Raw genomic sequence first — 17,870 nt, 5'->3', positions numbered from 1 at the left:
GCAAACTCAATGACAATTGCTAAAGATTAAAAAAGGATGATACCAATAGGCATCATCCTTAAAATAACATCGTTTATAATGGCAACATCATAAACAAACCAGCTGCGATCGCTGCCCCGATCATTGGACCGATGATTGGTACTAACGCATAGCCCCAATCGGAAGTCCCTTTGTTTTTGATTGGCAAGATTTGGTGAGCGATCCGTGGTCCTAAGTCCCGTGCCGGATTGATGGCATAGCCTGTTGGTCCACCAAGCGACAGCCCGATCGCTAAGATCAAGATCCCAACGACGATGGGATTTAATCCATCCGTAAAGGTATTGGCACCAAAAGCCAATAAGCCAAAGACTAAGACAAAGGTACCAATCACTTCAGTGATGGTATTCGATACTAAATTACGAACCGCAGGCCCTGTTGCAAAGGTGCCTAAAATCGCGCCTTGGTCTTTTGTTTCATCCCATAATGGCAAGTAGTTGAGCCAAACGAGGATCGCCCCTACGATCGCACCAGCAATTTGTGCCAGCATAAACGGTACAGCCAAGCTCCAAGAAAAATTCCCCGTCATCGCCATGCCTAATGTAACGGCTGGATTCAAGTGAGCAGGTCCCATGTACCCTGAAACGTAAACGGCAATCGTTACCGCTGTCGCCCAGCCCATTGCGATCACGATCCAGCCAGAGGCTTCTGCTTTACTCTTTTTCAGATTGACAGCCGCACACACACCATCCCCTAACAAAACCAAAATAGCCGTTCCTAGAAATTCACTAAAGATCTGGGTTGTTTCATTCATCTTTTTTTCCTCCTTTTAAGGCTGCTAAATCTGATTCTGCGATCACTTGGTTCAATTCTGCTACATGGGCTGCTTTTTCTTCCTCGCTCCAGCCAAAGAAGTCGGTCATAGCTGCAACGACACCGGCTTTGACTTCATCTAAGGTGTCTCGCATAAATAGGATATGGTTGGTCCGACGCAATAGATAATCGACAGGCGTCAGAACCATTTCTTCATGCAAGGAATAGTTCAAGGCCGTACTTTCTTTTTCATCTAAGCCCTCAAACTTCGTCTTGTAGTTCAACACTTGGGGAAGATTCGACCCATAAAGATGAGCCAAATACGTCGCAGCTGCTTCATCGAATCCAGCGGCTTGCGCTTGGTCAGCCAGCTTCGCTAATTCTTCCTCTACATTGGCTGCATCAAGCTCACCACCAGAAACTGGGTACGTGGTTGAATCCACCAACTCGAAGGATGCACCGCTTTCTTGGAGCAATTCATTGATCCGTTTGACTGCTCCTTCCGCCATCAAGCGATAATCGGTGATTTTTCCCCCTGCCAACGTCAATAGTCCGTCTTTTGAGCGTTCCAAACTGCTGCCGCGAGAAACTTGCGATGGATCCACTTTGCTGGCTTCTACTCGTTCTTGTGCTTGTTTTACAGCTTTTTCTACGACTGGTCGCTGCCGCTCATCTTCAAGATACTCTTTGACGCTTTCAACGATCTGCTCAAAGCTTTCATCCGATAGTTTGCCTTTACCGCCGCCATTGTAATCAGACCCGCCATTATTCACAATCAACGGACGCAATCCTGCCCAGCTCGCTTCGATATCATCAAGGGTGATCTGAGCGTGAGGGAAGCGTTCATTCACGATGGTCAGTAGATAATCAACATCTTCTTGCGTGACCGTTGGATGGGCGAAATCGCCTGTATAATCCGTATCGGTTGTGCCAAAATAGGTCTTATTTTCTCTTGGTACCACGAAAACCATCCGACCATCATTTTTCCCAGTATCAAAATAGGTTGGTTGCGGCACTTTTAGTTTTTCCCGATCGACCACTAAATGGACACCTTTCGTCGGACGCATTTGTGGCGGCAACTCATCATTCTTGTCTAATTGACGAACGATGTCTGACCAAGGGCCTGTCGTGTTGATCACGACTTTGGCGTGAACCTCAAAGCGCTCGTTTGTCAGTTGATCCTCCACTTCTACCCCATTGATGATGCCTTGCTCATCATGTAAGATGCCGACGACTTTGGCTTTACTGATCATTGCTGCCCCATCGGCTTGTGCTCGTTTGATGTTTTCGATCACCAAGCGGGCATCGTTGTTGCGAAAATCAAGATAGACACCGCCACCGACTAAGTTTTCCGCCTGCAGCTGAGGTTCGCGTTCTAAGACCTCTTCTTTCGTCAGCAGATAATTTTCGTATTTACTGCCTGTCACATTCGCTAAGCGATCATAAAGATCCATCGCCACTTTGACAGAAAACAAGGAGAAGGTTGCCCCTGGTTCATCATAGATTGGCAAAAGCATTGGATCTGGTTTCGGGATATGCGGAGCAATTTGCTGCACGATCGCCCGCTCCCGCACGGTGTCAGCGACCACTTCCACGTCAAAGGTTTTCAAATAGCGAATACCACCATGAACGAGTTTGGTGGACCGCGAAGACGTTCCTTCGGCAAAATCCTGCATTTCCAAAAGAACCGTCTTCATCCCAGCGGCTGCGGTTTGAACAGCAACCCCCGCGCCAGTGATCCCACCACCGATGATCAATACATCATAGGTGGTCTTTGCCGCTTCTTGAATGGTTTGCTTCCGATCTTTATGTGAAAAGGTCATGGCTTACTCGCCTTCTTTCTTCGCTTTGAATTTGAAGGTCTGAGTAGCTGCCACCGCTTGTTTCCAGCCTTCGTACAAATTGTCTCTTTCTTCTGCTGGCATTTCTGGTGTAAACATTTGCCCTTCTTCTGCCATTGATTTCAATTCATCCAAGTCTTTCCAGAAGCCAACCGCTAGCCCTGCCAAGTAAGCTGCACCTAATGCGGTTGTTTCCAGATTCGCAGCTCGTTGCACGTCAATGTCTAAAATGTCCGCTTGGAACTGCATCAATAAATCGTTTTTGGCTGCACCGCCATCGACTTTCAGCAATGGGATATCGATGCCAGAATCTTTTTTCATCGTGTCGATGACATCTTTTGATTGATACGCAACAGCTTGCAGTGTTGCCCGAACAAAATCTTCCTTCGTCGTCCCACGAGTCAAGCCAAAGACGGCTCCTCTTGCATCTGAATCCCAATAAGGTGCGCCCAATCCAGTAAAGGCAGGCACCACATACACTTCATTATCGCCTTTTGCTTTGGCAGCTATCTCTTCTGATTGCGGAGAAGACTCGATCATTCGTAGACCGTCCCGCAGCCATTGGATCGCTGATCCAGCAACGAAGATACTTCCTTCTAAGGCATAATAGACTTTGCCGTTGATGCCATACCCGATGGTCGTCAGTAGGTCATTGTCAGACAATTGTGGTTCTTCACCCGTATTCATGACGATAAATGCCCCAGTGCCGTAAGTATTTTTGATCATGCCTTTTTCAAAGGCCATTTGTCCAAAGAGGGCGGCTTGTTGGTCCCCAGCCATTCCAGCGATTGGTACTTCACTGCCGTAAAAATGGTAGCTGCGGGTGTGACCATAGACTTCTGAGTTGCTTTTGACTTCTGGCAACATCGAGCTTGGAATGTTCAAAAGATCCAAGATTTCTTGATCCCACTCTAATTTATGAATGTTGTAAAGCATCGTCCGACTAGCATTGGAGTAATCGGTGACATGGACTTGCCCATCTGTCAGTTTCCACACAAGCCATGAATCGATCGTTCCGAAAAGTAGCTCGCCATTATCCGCCTTTTCTTGTGCCCCTTCGATATTGTCTAAAAGCCAGCGCACCTTGGTCGCTGAGAAATACGCATCAATGACTAACCCAGTTTTTTCATGAATCATCTCTGTATGGCCATCTGCTTTTAATTGGTCAGCGATCGGTGAAGATTGGCGGGATTGCCAAACGATTGCATTTGCGATCGGCTGGCCTGTCGTTTTGTCCCAAACCACTGTCGTTTCACGCTGGTTAGTGATCCCGATGCCGGCGATTGCTTCTGGTCGGATACCTGATTCAATAAATGCCCCTGCGATGACTGATTGGACAGAGTTCCAAATTTCATTGGCGTTGTGTTCTACCCAACCCGATTTTGGAAAGTATTGCGGAAACTCTTTTTGTGAACTGCCGATTTTTTTCCCGTTACGATCAAAAATAATTGCTCTTGAACTAGTGGTTCCTTGGTCGATCGCCATTACATAATTTTTTTCTGCCATTTGATTCGCTCCCTTTAGTTTTTTATACGCTTTTCTTGTTAGCGCTTTCTGACTTGCTTTTATTTTAGCTGAACTTTCGCAATGTGGTTCGTCAATTTTTTTTCAAATTTCTAAGAAATTGACGAAATCCACTATTGAAAGCGTTCGCGGATCATTTTTTTGATCGTTTCCCGATCATAAGCGGTACCTAGTTCACTGATTCGATAAGTCGGTGTTTTCGTCTCGATAGCATAATTTGCCAAGATCAAATCATATTCTTGTTCCGGGCGATAGCGTTCCACGACTACGCCATTCAAATTTTTGAGATACAGCAGCCACATGTAGTAGAGGGCTTCTTTAAACAGTTCATCCATTTTCAAAGCGATCCCGACGCGAAACTCCCGATTGATTTGATAATCGATGATCGTGATCACGCTCAAGTATTTGACCATCGTCATCATCAACAAACTATTTTTATCAGATGGCTTGATATCAAGCTCTGCTAAAGCCTTATCCAATAGTTCGTGACTGATTTGCTGGATGTTACGACTGGATAGCTGCGCTTCTAACTGCCAAATATTTTCTCGATCAAAAACCTCCACATCCCCTTTGAAAAAATACACGCGGCTGTGGATCTGCAGCAGGTGACCATAACAAGTGGCTTCGATTTCACGGGGAACAAACGATGGGCGATAGAGATGCAAAATATGTTCCAAAATCAAGGTATCCGTCAAGGCAGTTGGCGTAAACCGAGAACGCTGCAGCATATACACTTGCAGATCGTGTTCGGATAACACCGAGAACGACAGTAAAAAGACAAAGTGCAGCATCGCCTCCTCTTCTCTGACTTCTAATGCATAATGGCCAAACCCACGAAATACCAACTCCCGTAATTGCTGAAACAAAGGATCTTTCGTGTAGGGTACCATTTTCTCCCGTAAGACTTGAAAGGATTGAGTAGCAATTTTCAGTCGCGCCTTCATGATCCTCAGCCATAGGGACAAGCGCTGTTGGGCTTCTTTCGTGAAGGTCATGTTCAGACCTCGTGTGATCAGACCGACGTATTTTTCATCGATCGGCAGCGGCTGACTGTCGAAAGAATGGACATACCAAAAGAGTTCAAAATAGAAATAACGAATTTGCGTTTCTTCCCCAATCAGCTTTCCTTGCCAGATCTCTAACTCGAATTCTGCTAGCAAGCCATTTAGCTCTTTGATTTTGCGAAACAAGGATGACTCGCTGACCGCTAATTTTTGTGCCAGCTGGACAGTGGTCACCTCTTGATGCTGCAAAAGATGCTCGAGGATTTGAAATTTCAATGCTGAACGATAAAACGCCCATTCGATTTGATTAAGGGAAAAAGTGGGACTCATTTCAAAGACCAGGACACCTTTTCGATAATACAACTGACACTGCTCTTGGTAGTGAGCCAGCTCATCTTGCAACTCCTCCACATATTTTTCCAAGGAAGGCTTACTGATGCCAAGATAGCTCGCCAGCTCGTGCAGTTCCATTTTTCCGCCCACCAGTAAAAGCTTTTTGAGCAGCTGCAATTGCTTTGCTTCTTTTTTTTCTAATAACTGATCAAGTCTCATCGGCATCACTTCCCGACCATAGAAAAGTTTCGTCGATTACATTAGTGAACCGTGGATGGAAGAAAAAGTCTTTTTGGGTCAACTCCTCCATCGTTGCCTGCTGCTCGATCGCAAACGCTAGTAAATTGATTTTTTCCAAAATATTGGCTTTTGATAAAAGCTGCGCACCAACGATTCGGCCGCTGGCTTGTTCGATCATCACTTTTCCATGAACCTGCGTTGGATCAAACAAGGAACTGGCGGCAGTAAACGCATGACAGACGATCGGAGATTCGAAGAAAAACCGATCCGACTCGGTCAAGCCGGTGCTTGCTAAGTACCACCCAAACAGTTGCGTTCCGACTGTCCGCAATCCGCCACGAAACGGGGTGGTTTTGCTTGCCAGATTACGAGCTGCTGCGATTCCTGAGCGAACCGCATTGTTGACTAAGGGCATATAGACCGTGTCTTTCGTAATAGCATTTGGAATTTGGATCAAATCGCCGACCGCAAAAATATCCGTGGCAGAAGTTTCCAAGTAGGCATCTGTCCAGATGGTTTGATCACTGTGTAATTCAAAGACCGCAAATGCCTCTGGCAAGCGAGGATGAACGTTGACTGTCGTCAATACCAGATCGCTTTCATAGCCTTGATCGGCGGTTTCGATCCGAAAGCCTGTTTCCGTTTTAACGACTGCCAAAGTTGGCTTGGACCAATGCAGCTGCAAGTTGGGGATTTTTTCGATCTCCGTTAAAAAGGGCTGCAAAAAATCGTGATCAAAGTACTTGAATAAAGGATATGACATTGATTCGATCACACTGACTTTTTTTCCGATCGCAGTCAAGGTATTCGCCGCTTCCATCCCCGCTTGACCAGCACCTACGATGGTAATCGACTCTGCTTGGGGCAATTGCTGCAAGAAATGCTTGGCTGCCTCATATTCCTTGTAGGTCAGTAGTGCTTCTTCTGGTTGTGGCAAAACAGTGGAATCTTGACTGGAGCCTACTGCCAAGACGAGTCGATCATAACTTAGTTCTCGCTTATCCGTTCGAATCCGATGATCCGAAGGAAAAATCTCCAGAAGCGTTTCTTCTAAGGCAACGTCGATCGTTTCTGCCTCCAGCTGCTCCTTCGTACAAAAGAATGCTTCTTCCAGCGATGCGATCCTGCCTTCGATCAGCAATAACAAACCGCTTGGAACAAACCCAAGATGGGCTTTTTTTTCTATCAATAAAATCTCTGCGTCAGGGTATAATCGGCGTGCTTCACGGGCGCAGCTGACACCCCCAAAGGACCCGCCTATGATAATGATTTTCATTGGATCACCTCTCTCCCTTAGCTTAAATGAAACGCTCTCATTTGACGAGTAAAAAGCTATCAGGCTGACTATTTTTTTGTTAACTGCGGTAAAATAAATGAGACCTATGCTACACTATACGCAAAGGAGTGTTCAAATGGTTTTCTTTTATCAATTCATGCTGGGATTGTTTGCCAGTACATTCGTTGCAGCGGCAGCATTCGTCTTTCAGTGGCTGACTGTTTCTGGCGCACTGGCTGCGATTCTTTGCGGCACACTGGTCATTGGCTTTGGTCCGTGGTACAGCATCTTTTTGATTGGCTTTTTCTTTGCCAGCTCTGGCATCATTGGTCTTTTAAAGAAAATGCGCAGTCAGCCAGAGTTAGCTGTGCTTGCCAAAGGTGCTCGCCGTGATGCAAAACAAGTCTTTGCGAACATCACACCAAGCATCTTTGCTCTACTGCTTGCCTTTTGGACGAAAGAACCGCTATTCCTTTGGGGATTTGTGGCGGGAATCGCTAGCTGTACGGCTGACACTTGGGGCTCAGAAATCGGCGTGCTAAGTCCAAGTCAACCGCGTCACTTACTTACGGGAAAAAAATTACCACCAGGACTTTCCGGCGGTGTCAGTTGGTTGGGAACTGCCGCTTCCCTAGCAGGGAGTCTCGCCATCACTGGTTTATTCGCAACAGCCTTATGGTTGAACGGCAAGCCGTTCTCCTTTGATCTCTGGTTGACCTTGACTGCCTTAGGCTTTGGCGGTAGTCTCTTGGACAGCTTACTGGGCGCAACGATTCAGGTGCGCTATCAATGCCCTGTCTGTCACCAATACACCGAAAAAAAAGTCCATCACGACGTTGCCACCAAGCAAATCGGCGGTCTTTCCTTTGTAACGAATGAAGGGGTCAATTTGCTGACTTCAATAGTGATCGTTATTTTGACTGTATGTTTCTTTTACTTAAAAATGTCTACCGCATCATAAAAAAAGCAGCAAAGCACGTCACTAATGTGAGGTGTCTTGCTGCTTTTTGACTCAATACCGATTAAGCAATATCCACTAAGCGGATCTTCGTGACATTTTTGTAGACAGACAATTCTTCGATCACTTCAGAAAAGCCTAGCCCTCGGGGGAGATCAATCGTATAAATGTTGGTATAAATGCGATAGTCTTCCATGAATTTGACATCAAAATTGACATCTTCGATCACGATATTTTTCTCTTGGAAGTACTCCGTCAAAAACTCTTTGGTCTCGGTGCGATGGATGTACTGGATCTCTAATTTTTTTGCTGTCGGTACGCGGACGATCCGCTTAACGATCGTCAATGCAAAGAAGATCCCGATAAAACTGCTTAATGCGATGGTGTAAAAGCCCATCCCGATGGCAATTCCTAAACCTGCGATCGCCCATAAGGAAGCAGCCGTCGTCAACCCCGTCACCGAGCGCTTCGTCACAATGATCGTTCCGGCGCCTAGAAAACCGACCCCGCTGACGACTTGGGCGATCAATCGTGCTTCGTCTGAACGAATCACGCCCGCTAAATCTGGATGATCCAGCGCATCTCGCATGGCACCTGTGGCGATCTCCACTTGGATCAAAGCAATGACACAAGCCCCCATGCAAACCAAGATGTGGGTTCTAAGACCAGCTGGTCGGCTTTTGTATTGCCGCTCGTACCCAATCGCTCCTCCCATGATCATTGCCAGCAGCAATCTCAGCGCTACTTCAGGAATGGATAAATGCATATCAACCATTGGCATCCCTCTTTTCTTCGTATTCTCTCTTTTAACTATAGCATCTCTGATGAAAAAAAGAAAAAAACAGCACCGAATCAGTCAAATAAAAAAAGCCCCCTCAGAAAATAAGCAAGTAAGCTACAAACCATTGCTCGCAGCTGCGCTGGCGCTACTGCACAAGCGCAAGGGGAAGCTGCGAGGATGGCTCATTTTTCCTTCTGACTTATTTCTGAAAAGGGCTGATTTTGTTTTACAGGTTGCTGGCAGCAGCCTCATCGATGATCACGATCACGTCATCATGCTTTTGTAAAACAGAAGCCGGTAATTCGTTGGTTACGGGTCCTTCAATCATTTTTTGGATCGCATCCGCTTTGACTTCGCCAAATGCCATCAAAATGATTTTTTTGCTTTGCATGATCGAACCGATTCCCATTGAAATTGCCGTCGTTGGGACGTCTTCGACTTTATCAAAGTAGCGTTTGTTGGCATTGATGGTTGATTCAGTCAAATCAACGACTGAGGTCGTTCCTTCAAAAGATGCACCAGGTTCGTTGAAGCCGATATGTCCGTTTTGACCGATACCCAAGATTTGGATATCAACTGGGTGATCCGCAATCACGCTATCGTAGCGTTGGCATTCTGCTTCTAAGTCTTCCGCTTTGCCGTTTGGTACGAAGGTTTCTTTGAATGGTTTTTTATTGAATAAATGAGCATTCATGAAGTAGCGATAGCTTTGTTCGTCTTCGCCGCCTAGTCCTACGTATTCATCTAAGTTGACTGAAGTCATTTCTGAAAAATCAACTTCACTGGCAGTCATTTCTGCATAAAGGGTCTCTGGCGTGCTTCCTGTTGCTAAGCCTAGCACCTTGGCGCCATTTGCCATACCTTCTTGAATCAATTCAAAAGCTTTCTTTCCGCCTTGAGCAGCATCTTTAACGCGAATAATTTCCATGATCAGCGCTCCGTTTCTATTTGGTATAGTCCAATAATACCACAGGTTGTGTTTGATTACAATAATTAGTCTAGACCAGATGACGATTTTTTCTCGCCGATCAAAAAAAAGACGAGCTCTAAAATGCGCTCGTCTCTACTCGTATTCTACTTGTTTACCAATTTGTATAAACATCAATACCGCTATGACCGACACCTGTGTCATAGACTTTATAGGCACCTAAAGATGATTGACCAGTCGATCCTTTCGGTTGATTATCACTGGCAACAACGATGTACCCATCGGCATCACGGATGGTTCCGTCTGATGCTACATGGCGACCAGGGATATTCAATCCGCCTCCTGGCAAGACTTTTTGTGAGTAGTACGATTCTCTCACACCATTGAAGTAATTGATCCCATCCACTGGATTCAAGACACCAGAACCAGCACCAGGAACGCTTGAACGGGTTTGACTCACGTTAGCAGTCGCTGTGGATTCACTTTTTTCTGTGCTTTCTTTCGTACTTGTTTCTTTGTTTTCTACTGATTGGCCATCGTTAGAAACCAACAATGTTTCGCCATCAAAAATCATATTTGGATTTTCGATCGAATCATTTAAAGCTAAAAGGTCTTCGACCGTTGTTTGATAAGTAGCAGCGATCCCAGATAGAGTGTCTCCTGGTTTGACAACATGGGTTTGTTCTGCTGCTGAAACAACTGTTCCGCCAACGAATAAACCAAATCCTGCAACAACTGTAAATGCAAATTTTTTCAAATGAAAAAACCTCTCTTTTGATTATTTGTCCCGCTATCGGGCACAAGTAAGAGAATAACATTACAATATTGCAGGAAGGTTTCAGAAATATTTTTCATTATCACAATTGTTAAACAGAAAGTTACAGGATTTTTATTCAAAAATGCTAAACTTACAATATTGTTATCCCTTTCGATGAGTGCTTTTAGTGGCCACATGCTATAGTGATGCTAGTAATGGAAAGGAATGACACCCATGAAAAAACTACTAGTAACGCTTGGCGTTTTGATTATTGTCGTAGCCGGCTATTTCGGCTACACGTACTATGCAACAACGTATCGCGGCATCACGGCTTATGCTATCACGCCCAACAAAGTCCCTGAAAAGACACAAACCTACAGCGATTCTGGTGAAAAAATAGATGGCTCTTTTACCTACAAATACACCTTTGAATTCGTAAAGAAAAATGGTGAAAAAGAACTCATGACCTATGACCTGACGGGCGAAAATGTAAAACCATTGGCTCCAAATACTTTAGTCAAAGCAGAAATCAGTAAGACCCGCATCATTTCTGGTCCCAATGAAGTCCCTCAATCAGAAGTCCCCGCAAAAATACTATCTGAGCTGGAAACCTTTGACGAATAAGGACTTCTTACAAGAAACTTTCTACTTTTTAAGGTTCATTTTACTTTGACCGACTATGCTAGTTTTATACCAAAACTATTTTTCTTCCTCTTACCAGTCCTCGCCCGACTGGTATTTTTTGATTTTTCCCAATGGTCAAGAGTTACACTTCTTATAGACAGAACCGCTCTAGCTTCGCAATGGTTTTTTTCTCAAACTTTGATCAAGCAGCTATTGATGATCGGAAATAAATAAAAACCAGAATCAAGAGGATACAAGCTGGTGCCATCATAAAAAAACCGCTAGATTGTTTATCTCTAGCGGCTTTTTTTGCGATTTTAATAGAGTTCCAAGTATTGTTCTCTTTCCCACTCGGAGACTGTTTGGCGGAAGGCTGCCCATTCTAATCGTTTTGCTTCGACAAAGTTGGCATAGATGTGTTTGCCTAAAGCATCGATCATCACTTGATCTTTGCGCAATGCTTTGATGGCATTGTGGATCGTTGATGGCAGATCTTCGATTTGTGCTTCTGCACGTTCTGTTTCGTTCATGATGTAGATGTTGCGGTCGACAGCTGGTGGTGGTGTCAACTCACGTCTAACGCCATCAAGTCCTGCTTGCAGTAAAACAGCCATTGCTAAGTATGGGTTGGCTGATGGGTCGACCGAACGCAATTCCAAACGCGTTGACAAGCCTCTTGATTCTGGTACCCGAATCAATGGTGAACGGTTGCGTCCTGACCATGCCACGTATACAGGCGCTTCGTAACCTGGCACTAAGCGTTTGTAAGAGTTGACGGTTGGGTTGCAGACAGCTGTGTAAGCACGGGCGTGTTCAATCAAACCGCCTAAGAAGTGATACGCTGTTTGGCTTAATTGCATTGGCCCTTCTTCATCAAAGAAGACATTTTCATCGCCTTTGAACAAGGACATGTTGCAGTGCATGCCTGAACCGTTGATGCCGAATAATGGTTTTGGCATGAAGGTTGCATGCAAGCCGTGTTTACGAGCAATAGTTTTCACGACAAGCTTGAAGGTTTGGATGTTGTCACATGCTTCCACTGCATCCGCATATTTAAAATCGATCTCGTGTTGCCCTGGTGCTACCTCATGGTGAGACGCTTCAACTTCAAAGCCAAGGCTTTCTAATTCTAATACGATATCGCGACGGCAGTTTTCCCCTAGATCGGTTGGGGCAAAATCGAAGTAGCCGCCTTTGTCGTTTAATTCCGTTGTGATTTCGCCTGCTTCATCTAATTTGAATAGGAAAAATTCGGGTTCTGGTCCAAGATTGAAAGAAGTAAAGCCAAGGGATTGCATGTCAGCTAATGCCCGTTTTAAGTTGCCACGAGGGTCGCCTGCAAATGGGGTGCCATCTGGATTGTAGATATCACAGATCAAACGAGCCACTTTGCCATGTTCACTTTCCCAAGGGAAGATCATCCATGTCGACAAATCAGGATACAGATACATGTCACTTTCTTCAATACGGACAAATCCTTCAATAGAAGAACCGTCAAACATCATTTTGTTTTCCAGTACTTTATCTAATTGACTTACAGGTACTTCAACGTTCTTGTTTGTTCCTAAAATATCAGTAAACATCAAGCGTAAAAAGCGCACGTTCTCATCCTTTACGATTTGTTTGATGTCTTCGGCAGTTCTTTCAAATTTTGGCATAGTATCCCTTCCTTTTTCCCAATTCTTTTTTTATATCACAGCAATGATCTACAAATGTTCTACATTCGTGGACCTTTTTGCTGGTATGGCTGTTGTTGATTCAATCCACCTTGAGCCAAGAGTTCATCATAAAAAATTCGACGAACATCTTCATCGGTCAGCGGCGGTTTGTTCTTCGCTTCTTTTTCTTTGGCAACTTTCATTTCATAAACTCGTTTGATCCCAGCCATGTTCAGTCCATCGGAAAGATAGTCTTTGATCTCTAGCAAGGTATCAATATCATTCAGCGAATACATGCGTCGATTGCCATCGCTGCGTTCCGGGTGGATCAATTCTTGTTCTTCGTAATAACGAATTTGACGGGCGGTGAGATCGGTCAATTTCATGACTGTTCCGATAGGAAAGACTGACATTGAGCGCCGCAATTCTTTTTCCCGCATAACTTGGCTCCCCTCCGTTTCAATGATGCTGCGTAACTTTATGGAAACTATACCAATTCTTTTTTTGCGTGTCAACCCCTCATGTTAGAAAAAGTGACATGAATGCAAATTTTTTTGATTTTTTCATTAGGTCCTTGATTTGATCGTATGTTCAAGCAGTTGTTTTTATGGAAGAAATGGTGCTTTAGCCAAAAATGTTCGGTTTTTGCGTTCAAAGCAAGCCAAACCACTTATACTTCATAATTTTGTCACGACAAAAAAACGGTGCATCGGTTGCACCGTTTCTGCTTATTCCTGTTCTTGCGCCATTCTGCGTAGTGGATAGGTATCCTCAAGCGCAAATCCTTTGATATGATAGGTCTGTGTTGCTTCATCGAAGGCATTGCTCAAAACTAGTGACTCCCGTTTTAAAGGATTCAGCGCATTGCCTTCATCGGCTTGCAGAACCAGATGATAAGGCTGCATGATCTGCATCAACTCCATTTTGATTGCCTGAGTCAAGCGTTCTTTGCCTTTGGTACTCTTTGCCGAAATCAAGACGTTGGGAAAGAGCGTTGGGACAAACTGATCGGCGTCGATGCGATCCGCCTTATTATAGACCGTCAACATCGGTAATTGGGTCAAAGAAAGTTCCTCCATTAATTTTAAGACCGTCTCCTCTTGCTGGACCCGTTCTTCGGAACTGGCATCGACGACATGCAGCAAGAAGTCCATGTTTTGACTTTCCTCCAGTGTGGAATGAAACGCATCGATCAATTGGGTCGGCAATTCTTGGATAAAACCAACCGTATCGGTAATGGTGACTTCAAATCCTTCCGGCATCCGCCAGCGTTTCGTCAAAGGATCGAGTGTTGCGAACAGCTGGTCTTGTTCATAGGTATCCGCACTGGTTAAAATATTTAAAATAGTTGATTTTCCGGCATTGGTATAGCCAATCAAGCCCATTTGAAAGACTTGGCTGTCTTTGCGCTTTTGGCGTGTCCGGTCTCGATGGGCGGCCACTTCCTTCAATTCCCGTTTGATGATGGTGATGCGGTTGCGGATGTGTCGACGATCGGTCTCCAGCTTGGTTTCCCCTGGCCCTCTCGTTCCGATTCCGCCCCCTAGCCGAGACATGTTCTTTCCTTGCCCTATCAAGCGTGGAAGCAAATAATCCAGCTGCGCCAATTCTACTTGTAGCTTTCCTTCTTTGGAACGGGCACGCATCGCAAAAATATCGAGGATCAGCTGGACGCGATCAATCACTGGCACTTCTAGCGCATCACCGATCAACTGGCTTTGCCTTGGTGTCAGTTCATGATTGAAGATCACTAGATCTGCTTCATGTGCTTCTGCCAACTGCTGCAATTCCGCAACTTTCCCCTTGCCGATCACGGTTTGTCGATCGACTTGCTGCCGTTTTTGCACCAGTGAAAAAACAACTTCGCCATTGGCGGTTTTTGTTAAGCTTTTCAATTCTTTCATTGACGAATCAAAATGAAGATAGTTTTTCTCCGTTTCTACTCCGACAAGAATCACACGTTCTTGGCTCATCTTTTCTCCTCCAACCATTGGTTGATTTCTGTTTCAAGGGTACGTTGTTCTTCAGGTTGTCTCACTAAATCAATCCATCGGGGCTGTGCTCGGTTATTGAACCACGTCAGCTGCCGCTTGGCGTAGCGGCGTGAGTTTTGCTTGATTTGCTCAATGGTTTCATCCAATGTGGCCTGCCCGTGAAAAAAGGGCAAAAATTCCTTGTAGCCGATCCCTTTGGCGGCTTGCGTTTCTGGATACTGCAAAACAGCTTTTGCTTCTTCGATCAAGCCTTGATCCATCATTAAGTCCACTCGCTGATTGATTCGCTGGTATAACAATTCTCGCTCAGTGGTTAAACCGATCATGAAGAAATCGTACAAAACTTGCGGTGTTTCTTTTGGTGCAGCAATACTTTCGCCAGTCGTTTCAAAAACCTCCAACGCACGAATCACTTTCCGCTCATTGTTGTAGTGGATCTTCGCTGCTGCCAAGGGATCGACCGCCTGCAGCTTTTGCCATAGAGCTTCTTTGCCGATGGCTGCTGCTTCTTGTTCATAGCGCTGACGAATCGTTGGGTCGCCTTCTTCTGCCCCTAAACGAAAGTCATACAAAAGCGCTTGGATGTATAGCCCTGTCCCCCCCACAATGATCGGCAGTTTTCCTTGCTGCTGGATCGTCTCAATGGCCTCACGCCCCATTTGCTGGAAATCAGCCGCAGAATACGTTTCCGTCATTGCACGAATATCGATCAAATGATGAGGAATCCCTGCCATTTCTTCCTTCGTCACTTTGGCGGTACCGATATCTAATTGTCGATAAATTTGCATGGAATCCCCGCTGATGATCTCCCCATGGTATTTTTGGGCTAACTGGATACTCAAGGCGGTTTTACCGACTGCGGTCGGTCCCACGATCACTAAGACTTTTTTCATCCTTTTGTTTCCTCGCGGACCTGCTGCACAATTGCCCGAGCGTTTTCTGGAAAATCGGTGATGATCCCGGTCAACCCCAAAGCCAAGCAGGTGCGAATCGCCGCTTCTTCATTGACAGTCCACGGACGGATCGCAATCGGAAAATCAGTCAAGACCGTTGCTGTCTCTTGAACCCAGCGATAGGCCGGATGAATTCCTTCGATATACGGTCGGCTGAGCGCCAACGGTGGTTTGTCTTCCCCGCGTCCCATAATAAAATCAAGGATCGCATCCGGTTCGATCGCATGCATCCGATCCAAAGTCTCGATATTAAAGGAACAATACCAATGAGTAAAAGGCCATTCTTGGCTATTCAATAAGTCGGATACTTTGGCTTCGATTCCTTCATACTCATAATGATCGGTTTTTAATTCGATCGTCAAAATGCCACGATAATTCTTCGCTGCAAGTAAATCCAACACTTCTTTTAGCGTGGGTACTTTGGCGGCTTGGAATTCCTCAGAAAACCAGCTGCCGGCATTGAGTTCTTTTAGTTCAGCAACCGTCAGGTCACAGATCCGACCTTTGCCGTTGGTCGTTCGATCAACCGTTTCATCATGCATGACGATCAAGCCGCCATCTTTTGATAGATGTACATCTAACTCAATGATATCAGCTTTGACCCGCACCGCTTCCGCGAATGCCGGTAGCGTGTTTTCAGGTCGGTTGCCGCTACTCCCGCGGTGGGCAACGATTTGTACCATCATTCTTTCACTCCATTCTCACTCTTTATTTTACCATGGAATCTGCTAGAACCAAAAAGCCTCTGTTTGTTTTGATCCTTTTAAAGGGGACAGCGCTTTGTTTCGGTCAAAGAAAAACACTCTTACTATGATCGCAGTAAGAGTGTGTGTGATCAGTTGAAAAAGTGCAATCGTCGATACTCTGGTTTGGTTACCTTAACCAAGGCGACCGACTGACCAAAAGAATCAAATCGTTTTTGAAAAATAGGTCAACGGTTCGCTCGTCATGTTTTTCATTTGGTTTTTACGCTCATTGACCATTTCAACCAATTGATCAAGGAAATTTTCCATAATGATCCGACCGCCTTTATACGTATAACCACCGATCTTAACGGTTTCCTCTGGCGACAAAATCACCCGACGTGTCCCGATTTTTTTGAAAAATTCTTCCAAGAAAAAATTCGGTAGATAAAAACTGTTTTGCGCTGCAAAAGATTGTAGATAGGCAAAATCATCGATGGTGATATAACAGTCGTCAAAGGCATCAAAGCTGACATACTCATCCATCAGCATGACCCGTTTTTGTAGAATCTCACTGATTTTTTGATTCAATAAAACCAACGTTTCGATTTCTTTGACTTTATGCTCCAACAAACGGCGTTGTTTTTCTTTTTGTTCCTCATACCGAATGCGTAAATTAAAAATGATGGTTACTAACAATGCGCCCACTAAGACGCCGATCAAACCTGCTATTGCTACTGCCATTCTTCGATCCTTCCTCATTCCTTTTTTCATATTGTATCATATTTGAAAGTTTCGCAAAAAAGATAACGAACTTTTTATTTGACCTTTCTTGACCTAATCGGTATACTATCTCTTAGATATTGCGAAAACTTTATGCTAAACTATATCTATAACGATTTTTAGGAGGACTATCACTATGAATTTAATTCCTACAGTCATTGAACAATCATCTCGCGGTGAAAGAGCGTATGACATCTATTCTCGTCTATTAAAAGACCGGATCATTATGTTGAGTGGTCAAGTAACCGATGACTTAGCAAACTCAATCATTGCTCAGCTTTTATTCTTGGACGCGCAAGATTCTGAAAAAGACATCTACTTGTACATCAACTCGCCTGGCGGAAGCGTTACTGCTGGTCTAGCGATCTTTGATACGATGAACTTTATCAAAGCCGATGTTCAAACCATCGTTATGGGGATGGCTGCTTCTATGGGTTCATTCTTATTGACCGCTGGTGAAAAAGGCAAACGCTTTGCGTTACCAAATGCAGAGATCATGATCCACCAACCATTAGGTGGCGCCCAAGGTCAAGCAACTGAAATCGAAATTGCTGCCCGCCACATTTTGGCAACCCGCGAACGTCTGAACAAAATCTTGTCAGAACGTACTGGTCAACCAATCGAAGTGATTGAACGCGACACCGATCGCGACAACTTCATGACCGCACAAGAAGCCAAAGATTACGGCTTGATCGACGAGATCATGGAATCAAACAAATTGAAATAAGCTTGCATAAAAAAGGG

18 protein-coding genes are annotated in these 17,870 nt (G+C 44.9%); 4 read left to right on the top strand and 14 right to left on the bottom strand.

The window, feature by feature from the left end; genetic code table 11:
* Positions 1-73 precede the first annotated feature (73 nt).
* From IGI76_RS03235 to IGI76_RS03215, 5 genes are all read right to left on the bottom strand, one after another.
* Positions 74-790, bottom strand: a complete 717-nt coding sequence (locus IGI76_RS03235; protein ID WP_005225178.1) for an MIP/aquaporin family protein — start codon at positions 788-790, stop codon at positions 74-76.
* Entirely contained in the window at positions 783-2,612 is a 1,830-nt protein-coding gene (gene glpO / locus IGI76_RS03230) for a type 1 glycerol-3-phosphate oxidase (protein ID WP_333718978.1), read from the bottom strand. Before glpO ends, IGI76_RS03235 begins: the two co-directional genes overlap by 8 nt.
* Before the next feature lie 3 nt (positions 2,613-2,615).
* Complete coding sequence (gene glpK / locus IGI76_RS03225) at positions 2,616-4,136, bottom strand: glycerol kinase GlpK (RefSeq protein WP_005225176.1); 1,521 nt, start codon at positions 4,134-4,136, stop codon at positions 2,616-2,618.
* 131 nt (positions 4,137-4,267) lie between these two features.
* On the bottom strand, positions 4,268-5,710 hold the full coding sequence (locus tag IGI76_RS03220; RefSeq protein WP_015509062.1) for a helix-turn-helix domain-containing protein: 1,443 nt from the start codon (positions 5,708-5,710) through the stop codon (positions 4,268-4,270).
* A complete protein-coding gene (locus tag IGI76_RS03215; protein WP_438781035.1) occupies positions 5,700-7,007 on the bottom strand; it encodes an FAD-dependent oxidoreductase in 1,308 nt (435 codons plus the stop codon). Before IGI76_RS03215 ends, IGI76_RS03220 begins: the two co-directional genes overlap by 11 nt.
* A gap of 136 nt (positions 7,008-7,143) precedes the next feature.
* Between IGI76_RS03215 and IGI76_RS03210 the strand changes: the two genes are divergently transcribed.
* Positions 7,144-7,968: a DUF92 domain-containing protein gene (locus IGI76_RS03210; RefSeq protein ID WP_333718977.1), complete on the top strand. Its 825-nt coding sequence runs from the start codon at positions 7,144-7,146 to the stop codon at positions 7,966-7,968.
* Positions 7,969-8,029: 61 nt separating this feature from the next.
* Here the strand turns inward: IGI76_RS03210 and IGI76_RS03205 are convergent, their stop codons facing one another.
* A complete protein-coding gene (locus IGI76_RS03205) occupies positions 8,030-8,740 on the bottom strand; it encodes an MgtC/SapB family protein (RefSeq protein WP_034858162.1) in 711 nt (236 codons plus the stop codon).
* A 49-nt stretch (positions 8,741-8,789) separates the two neighbouring features.
* Here IGI76_RS03205 and IGI76_RS03200 point away from each other — a divergent pair, with 49 nt between their 5' ends.
* Entirely contained in the window at positions 8,790-9,032 is a 243-nt protein-coding gene (locus tag IGI76_RS03200; RefSeq protein WP_438792252.1) for a hypothetical protein, read from the top strand.
* On the opposite strand, the gene nagB is transcribed toward IGI76_RS03200, so the two are convergent.
* Positions 8,973-9,674, bottom strand: coding sequence for a glucosamine-6-phosphate deaminase (nagB, locus tag IGI76_RS03195; protein ID WP_005225171.1), 702 nt, complete (start codon positions 9,672-9,674; stop codon positions 8,973-8,975). The two genes, IGI76_RS03200 and nagB, sit on opposite strands and share 60 nt — an antisense overlap.
* A gap of 154 nt (positions 9,675-9,828) precedes the next feature.
* Positions 9,829-10,431 carry a LysM peptidoglycan-binding domain-containing protein gene (locus IGI76_RS03190; protein WP_005225170.1) on the bottom strand — a complete coding sequence of 201 codons (603 nt, stop codon included), beginning with the start codon at positions 10,429-10,431 and terminating at the stop codon, positions 9,829-9,831.
* A 234-nt stretch (positions 10,432-10,665) separates the two neighbouring features.
* On the opposite strand from IGI76_RS03190, the gene IGI76_RS03185 reads away from it, so the two are divergent.
* The gene (locus IGI76_RS03185) at positions 10,666-11,055 is read left to right on the top strand and encodes a YxeA family protein (protein ID WP_060792935.1); all 390 of its coding nucleotides are present in this window, start codon (positions 10,666-10,668) and stop codon (positions 11,053-11,055) included.
* Positions 11,056-11,372: 317 nt separating this feature from the next.
* Here the strand turns inward: IGI76_RS03185 and glnA are convergent, their stop codons facing one another.
* The 6 genes from glnA to IGI76_RS03155 form a co-directional block, all read right to left on the bottom strand.
* Positions 11,373-12,713, bottom strand: a complete 1,341-nt coding sequence (gene glnA / locus IGI76_RS03180; RefSeq protein ID WP_005225167.1) for a type I glutamate--ammonia ligase — start codon at positions 12,711-12,713, stop codon at positions 11,373-11,375.
* 59 nt (positions 12,714-12,772) lie between these two features.
* The gene (locus IGI76_RS03175; protein ID WP_005225166.1) at positions 12,773-13,153 is read right to left on the bottom strand and encodes a MerR family transcriptional regulator; all 381 of its coding nucleotides are present in this window, start codon (positions 13,151-13,153) and stop codon (positions 12,773-12,775) included.
* A 288-nt stretch (positions 13,154-13,441) separates the two neighbouring features.
* The gene (gene hflX, locus IGI76_RS03170) at positions 13,442-14,686 is read right to left on the bottom strand and encodes a GTPase HflX (RefSeq protein ID WP_201691388.1); all 1,245 of its coding nucleotides are present in this window, start codon (positions 14,684-14,686) and stop codon (positions 13,442-13,444) included.
* Entirely contained in the window at positions 14,683-15,600 is a 918-nt protein-coding gene (miaA, locus tag IGI76_RS03165) for a tRNA (adenosine(37)-N6)-dimethylallyltransferase MiaA (RefSeq protein WP_201691386.1), read from the bottom strand. The genes hflX and miaA overlap by 4 nt, the downstream gene beginning before the upstream one ends.
* Positions 15,597-16,346 carry a glycerophosphodiester phosphodiesterase gene (locus IGI76_RS03160; RefSeq protein ID WP_016611940.1) on the bottom strand — a complete coding sequence of 250 codons (750 nt, stop codon included), beginning with the start codon at positions 16,344-16,346 and terminating at the stop codon, positions 15,597-15,599. Before IGI76_RS03160 ends, miaA begins: the two co-directional genes overlap by 4 nt.
* Before the next feature lie 222 nt (positions 16,347-16,568).
* Positions 16,569-17,087, bottom strand: coding sequence for a hypothetical protein (locus tag IGI76_RS03155; protein WP_008377057.1), 519 nt, complete (start codon positions 17,085-17,087; stop codon positions 16,569-16,571).
* 175 nt (positions 17,088-17,262) lie between these two features.
* Between IGI76_RS03155 and clpP the strand changes: the two genes are divergently transcribed.
* Positions 17,263-17,853: an ATP-dependent Clp endopeptidase proteolytic subunit ClpP gene (clpP, locus tag IGI76_RS03150; RefSeq protein WP_005225161.1), complete on the top strand. Its 591-nt coding sequence runs from the start codon at positions 17,263-17,265 to the stop codon at positions 17,851-17,853.
* Positions 17,854-17,870: the final 17 nt, after the last annotated feature.

The organism is Enterococcus sp. DIV2449a (assembly GCF_051711225.1).
Lineage (GTDB): Bacteria > Bacillota > Bacilli > Lactobacillales > Enterococcaceae > Enterococcus_D > Enterococcus_D casseliflavus.
The sequence above is the reverse complement of the archived record's forward strand: the minus strand, read 5'-3'. Positions and strand labels throughout refer to the sequence as shown.

What these genes read in the sequence shown, in the direction of transcription:
- hflX (WP_201691388.1), bottom strand. Translation starts at nt 14,686, where the DNA reads ATGAGCCAAGAACGTGTGATTCTTGTCGGAGTAGAAACGGAGAAAAAC.
- IGI76_RS03175 (WP_005225166.1), bottom strand. Translation starts at nt 13,153, where the DNA reads ATGCGGGAAAAAGAATTGCGGCGCTCAATGTCAGTCTTTCCTATCGGA.
- IGI76_RS03220 (WP_015509062.1), bottom strand. Translation starts at nt 5,710, where the DNA reads ATGAGACTTGATCAGTTATTAGAAAAAAAAGAAGCAAAGCAATTGCAG.
- IGI76_RS03160 (WP_016611940.1), bottom strand. Translation starts at nt 16,346, where the DNA reads ATGATGGTACAAATCGTTGCCCACCGCGGGAGTAGCGGCAACCGACCT.
- IGI76_RS03235 (WP_005225178.1), bottom strand. Translation starts at nt 790, where the DNA reads ATGAATGAAACAACCCAGATCTTTAGTGAATTTCTAGGAACGGCTATT.
- IGI76_RS03185 (WP_060792935.1), top strand. Translation starts at nt 10,666, where the DNA reads ATGAAAAAACTACTAGTAACGCTTGGCGTTTTGATTATTGTCGTAGCC.
- glpK (WP_005225176.1), bottom strand. Translation starts at nt 4,136, where the DNA reads ATGGCAGAAAAAAATTATGTAATGGCGATCGACCAAGGAACCACTAGT.
- glnA (WP_005225167.1), bottom strand. Translation starts at nt 12,713, where the DNA reads ATGCCAAAATTTGAAAGAACTGCCGAAGACATCAAACAAATCGTAAAG.
- IGI76_RS03210 (WP_333718977.1), top strand. Translation starts at nt 7,144, where the DNA reads ATGGTTTTCTTTTATCAATTCATGCTGGGATTGTTTGCCAGTACATTC.
- nagB (WP_005225171.1), bottom strand. Translation starts at nt 9,674, where the DNA reads ATGGAAATTATTCGCGTTAAAGATGCTGCTCAAGGCGGAAAGAAAGCT.
- miaA (WP_201691386.1), bottom strand. Translation starts at nt 15,600, where the DNA reads ATGAAAAAAGTCTTAGTGATCGTGGGACCGACCGCAGTCGGTAAAACC.
- IGI76_RS03215 (WP_438781035.1), bottom strand. Translation starts at nt 7,007, where the DNA reads ATGAAAATCATTATCATAGGCGGGTCCTTTGGGGGTGTCAGCTGCGCC.
- glpO (WP_333718978.1), bottom strand. Translation starts at nt 2,612, where the DNA reads ATGACCTTTTCACATAAAGATCGGAAGCAAACCATTCAAGAAGCGGCA.
- clpP (WP_005225161.1), top strand. Translation starts at nt 17,263, where the DNA reads ATGAATTTAATTCCTACAGTCATTGAACAATCATCTCGCGGTGAAAGA.
- IGI76_RS03155 (WP_008377057.1), bottom strand. Translation starts at nt 17,087, where the DNA reads ATGGCAGTAGCAATAGCAGGTTTGATCGGCGTCTTAGTGGGCGCATTG.
- IGI76_RS03205 (WP_034858162.1), bottom strand. Translation starts at nt 8,740, where the DNA reads ATGGTTGATATGCATTTATCCATTCCTGAAGTAGCGCTGAGATTGCTG.
- IGI76_RS03200 (WP_438792252.1), top strand. Translation starts at nt 8,790, where the DNA reads ATGAAAAAAAGAAAAAAACAGCACCGAATCAGTCAAATAAAAAAAGCC.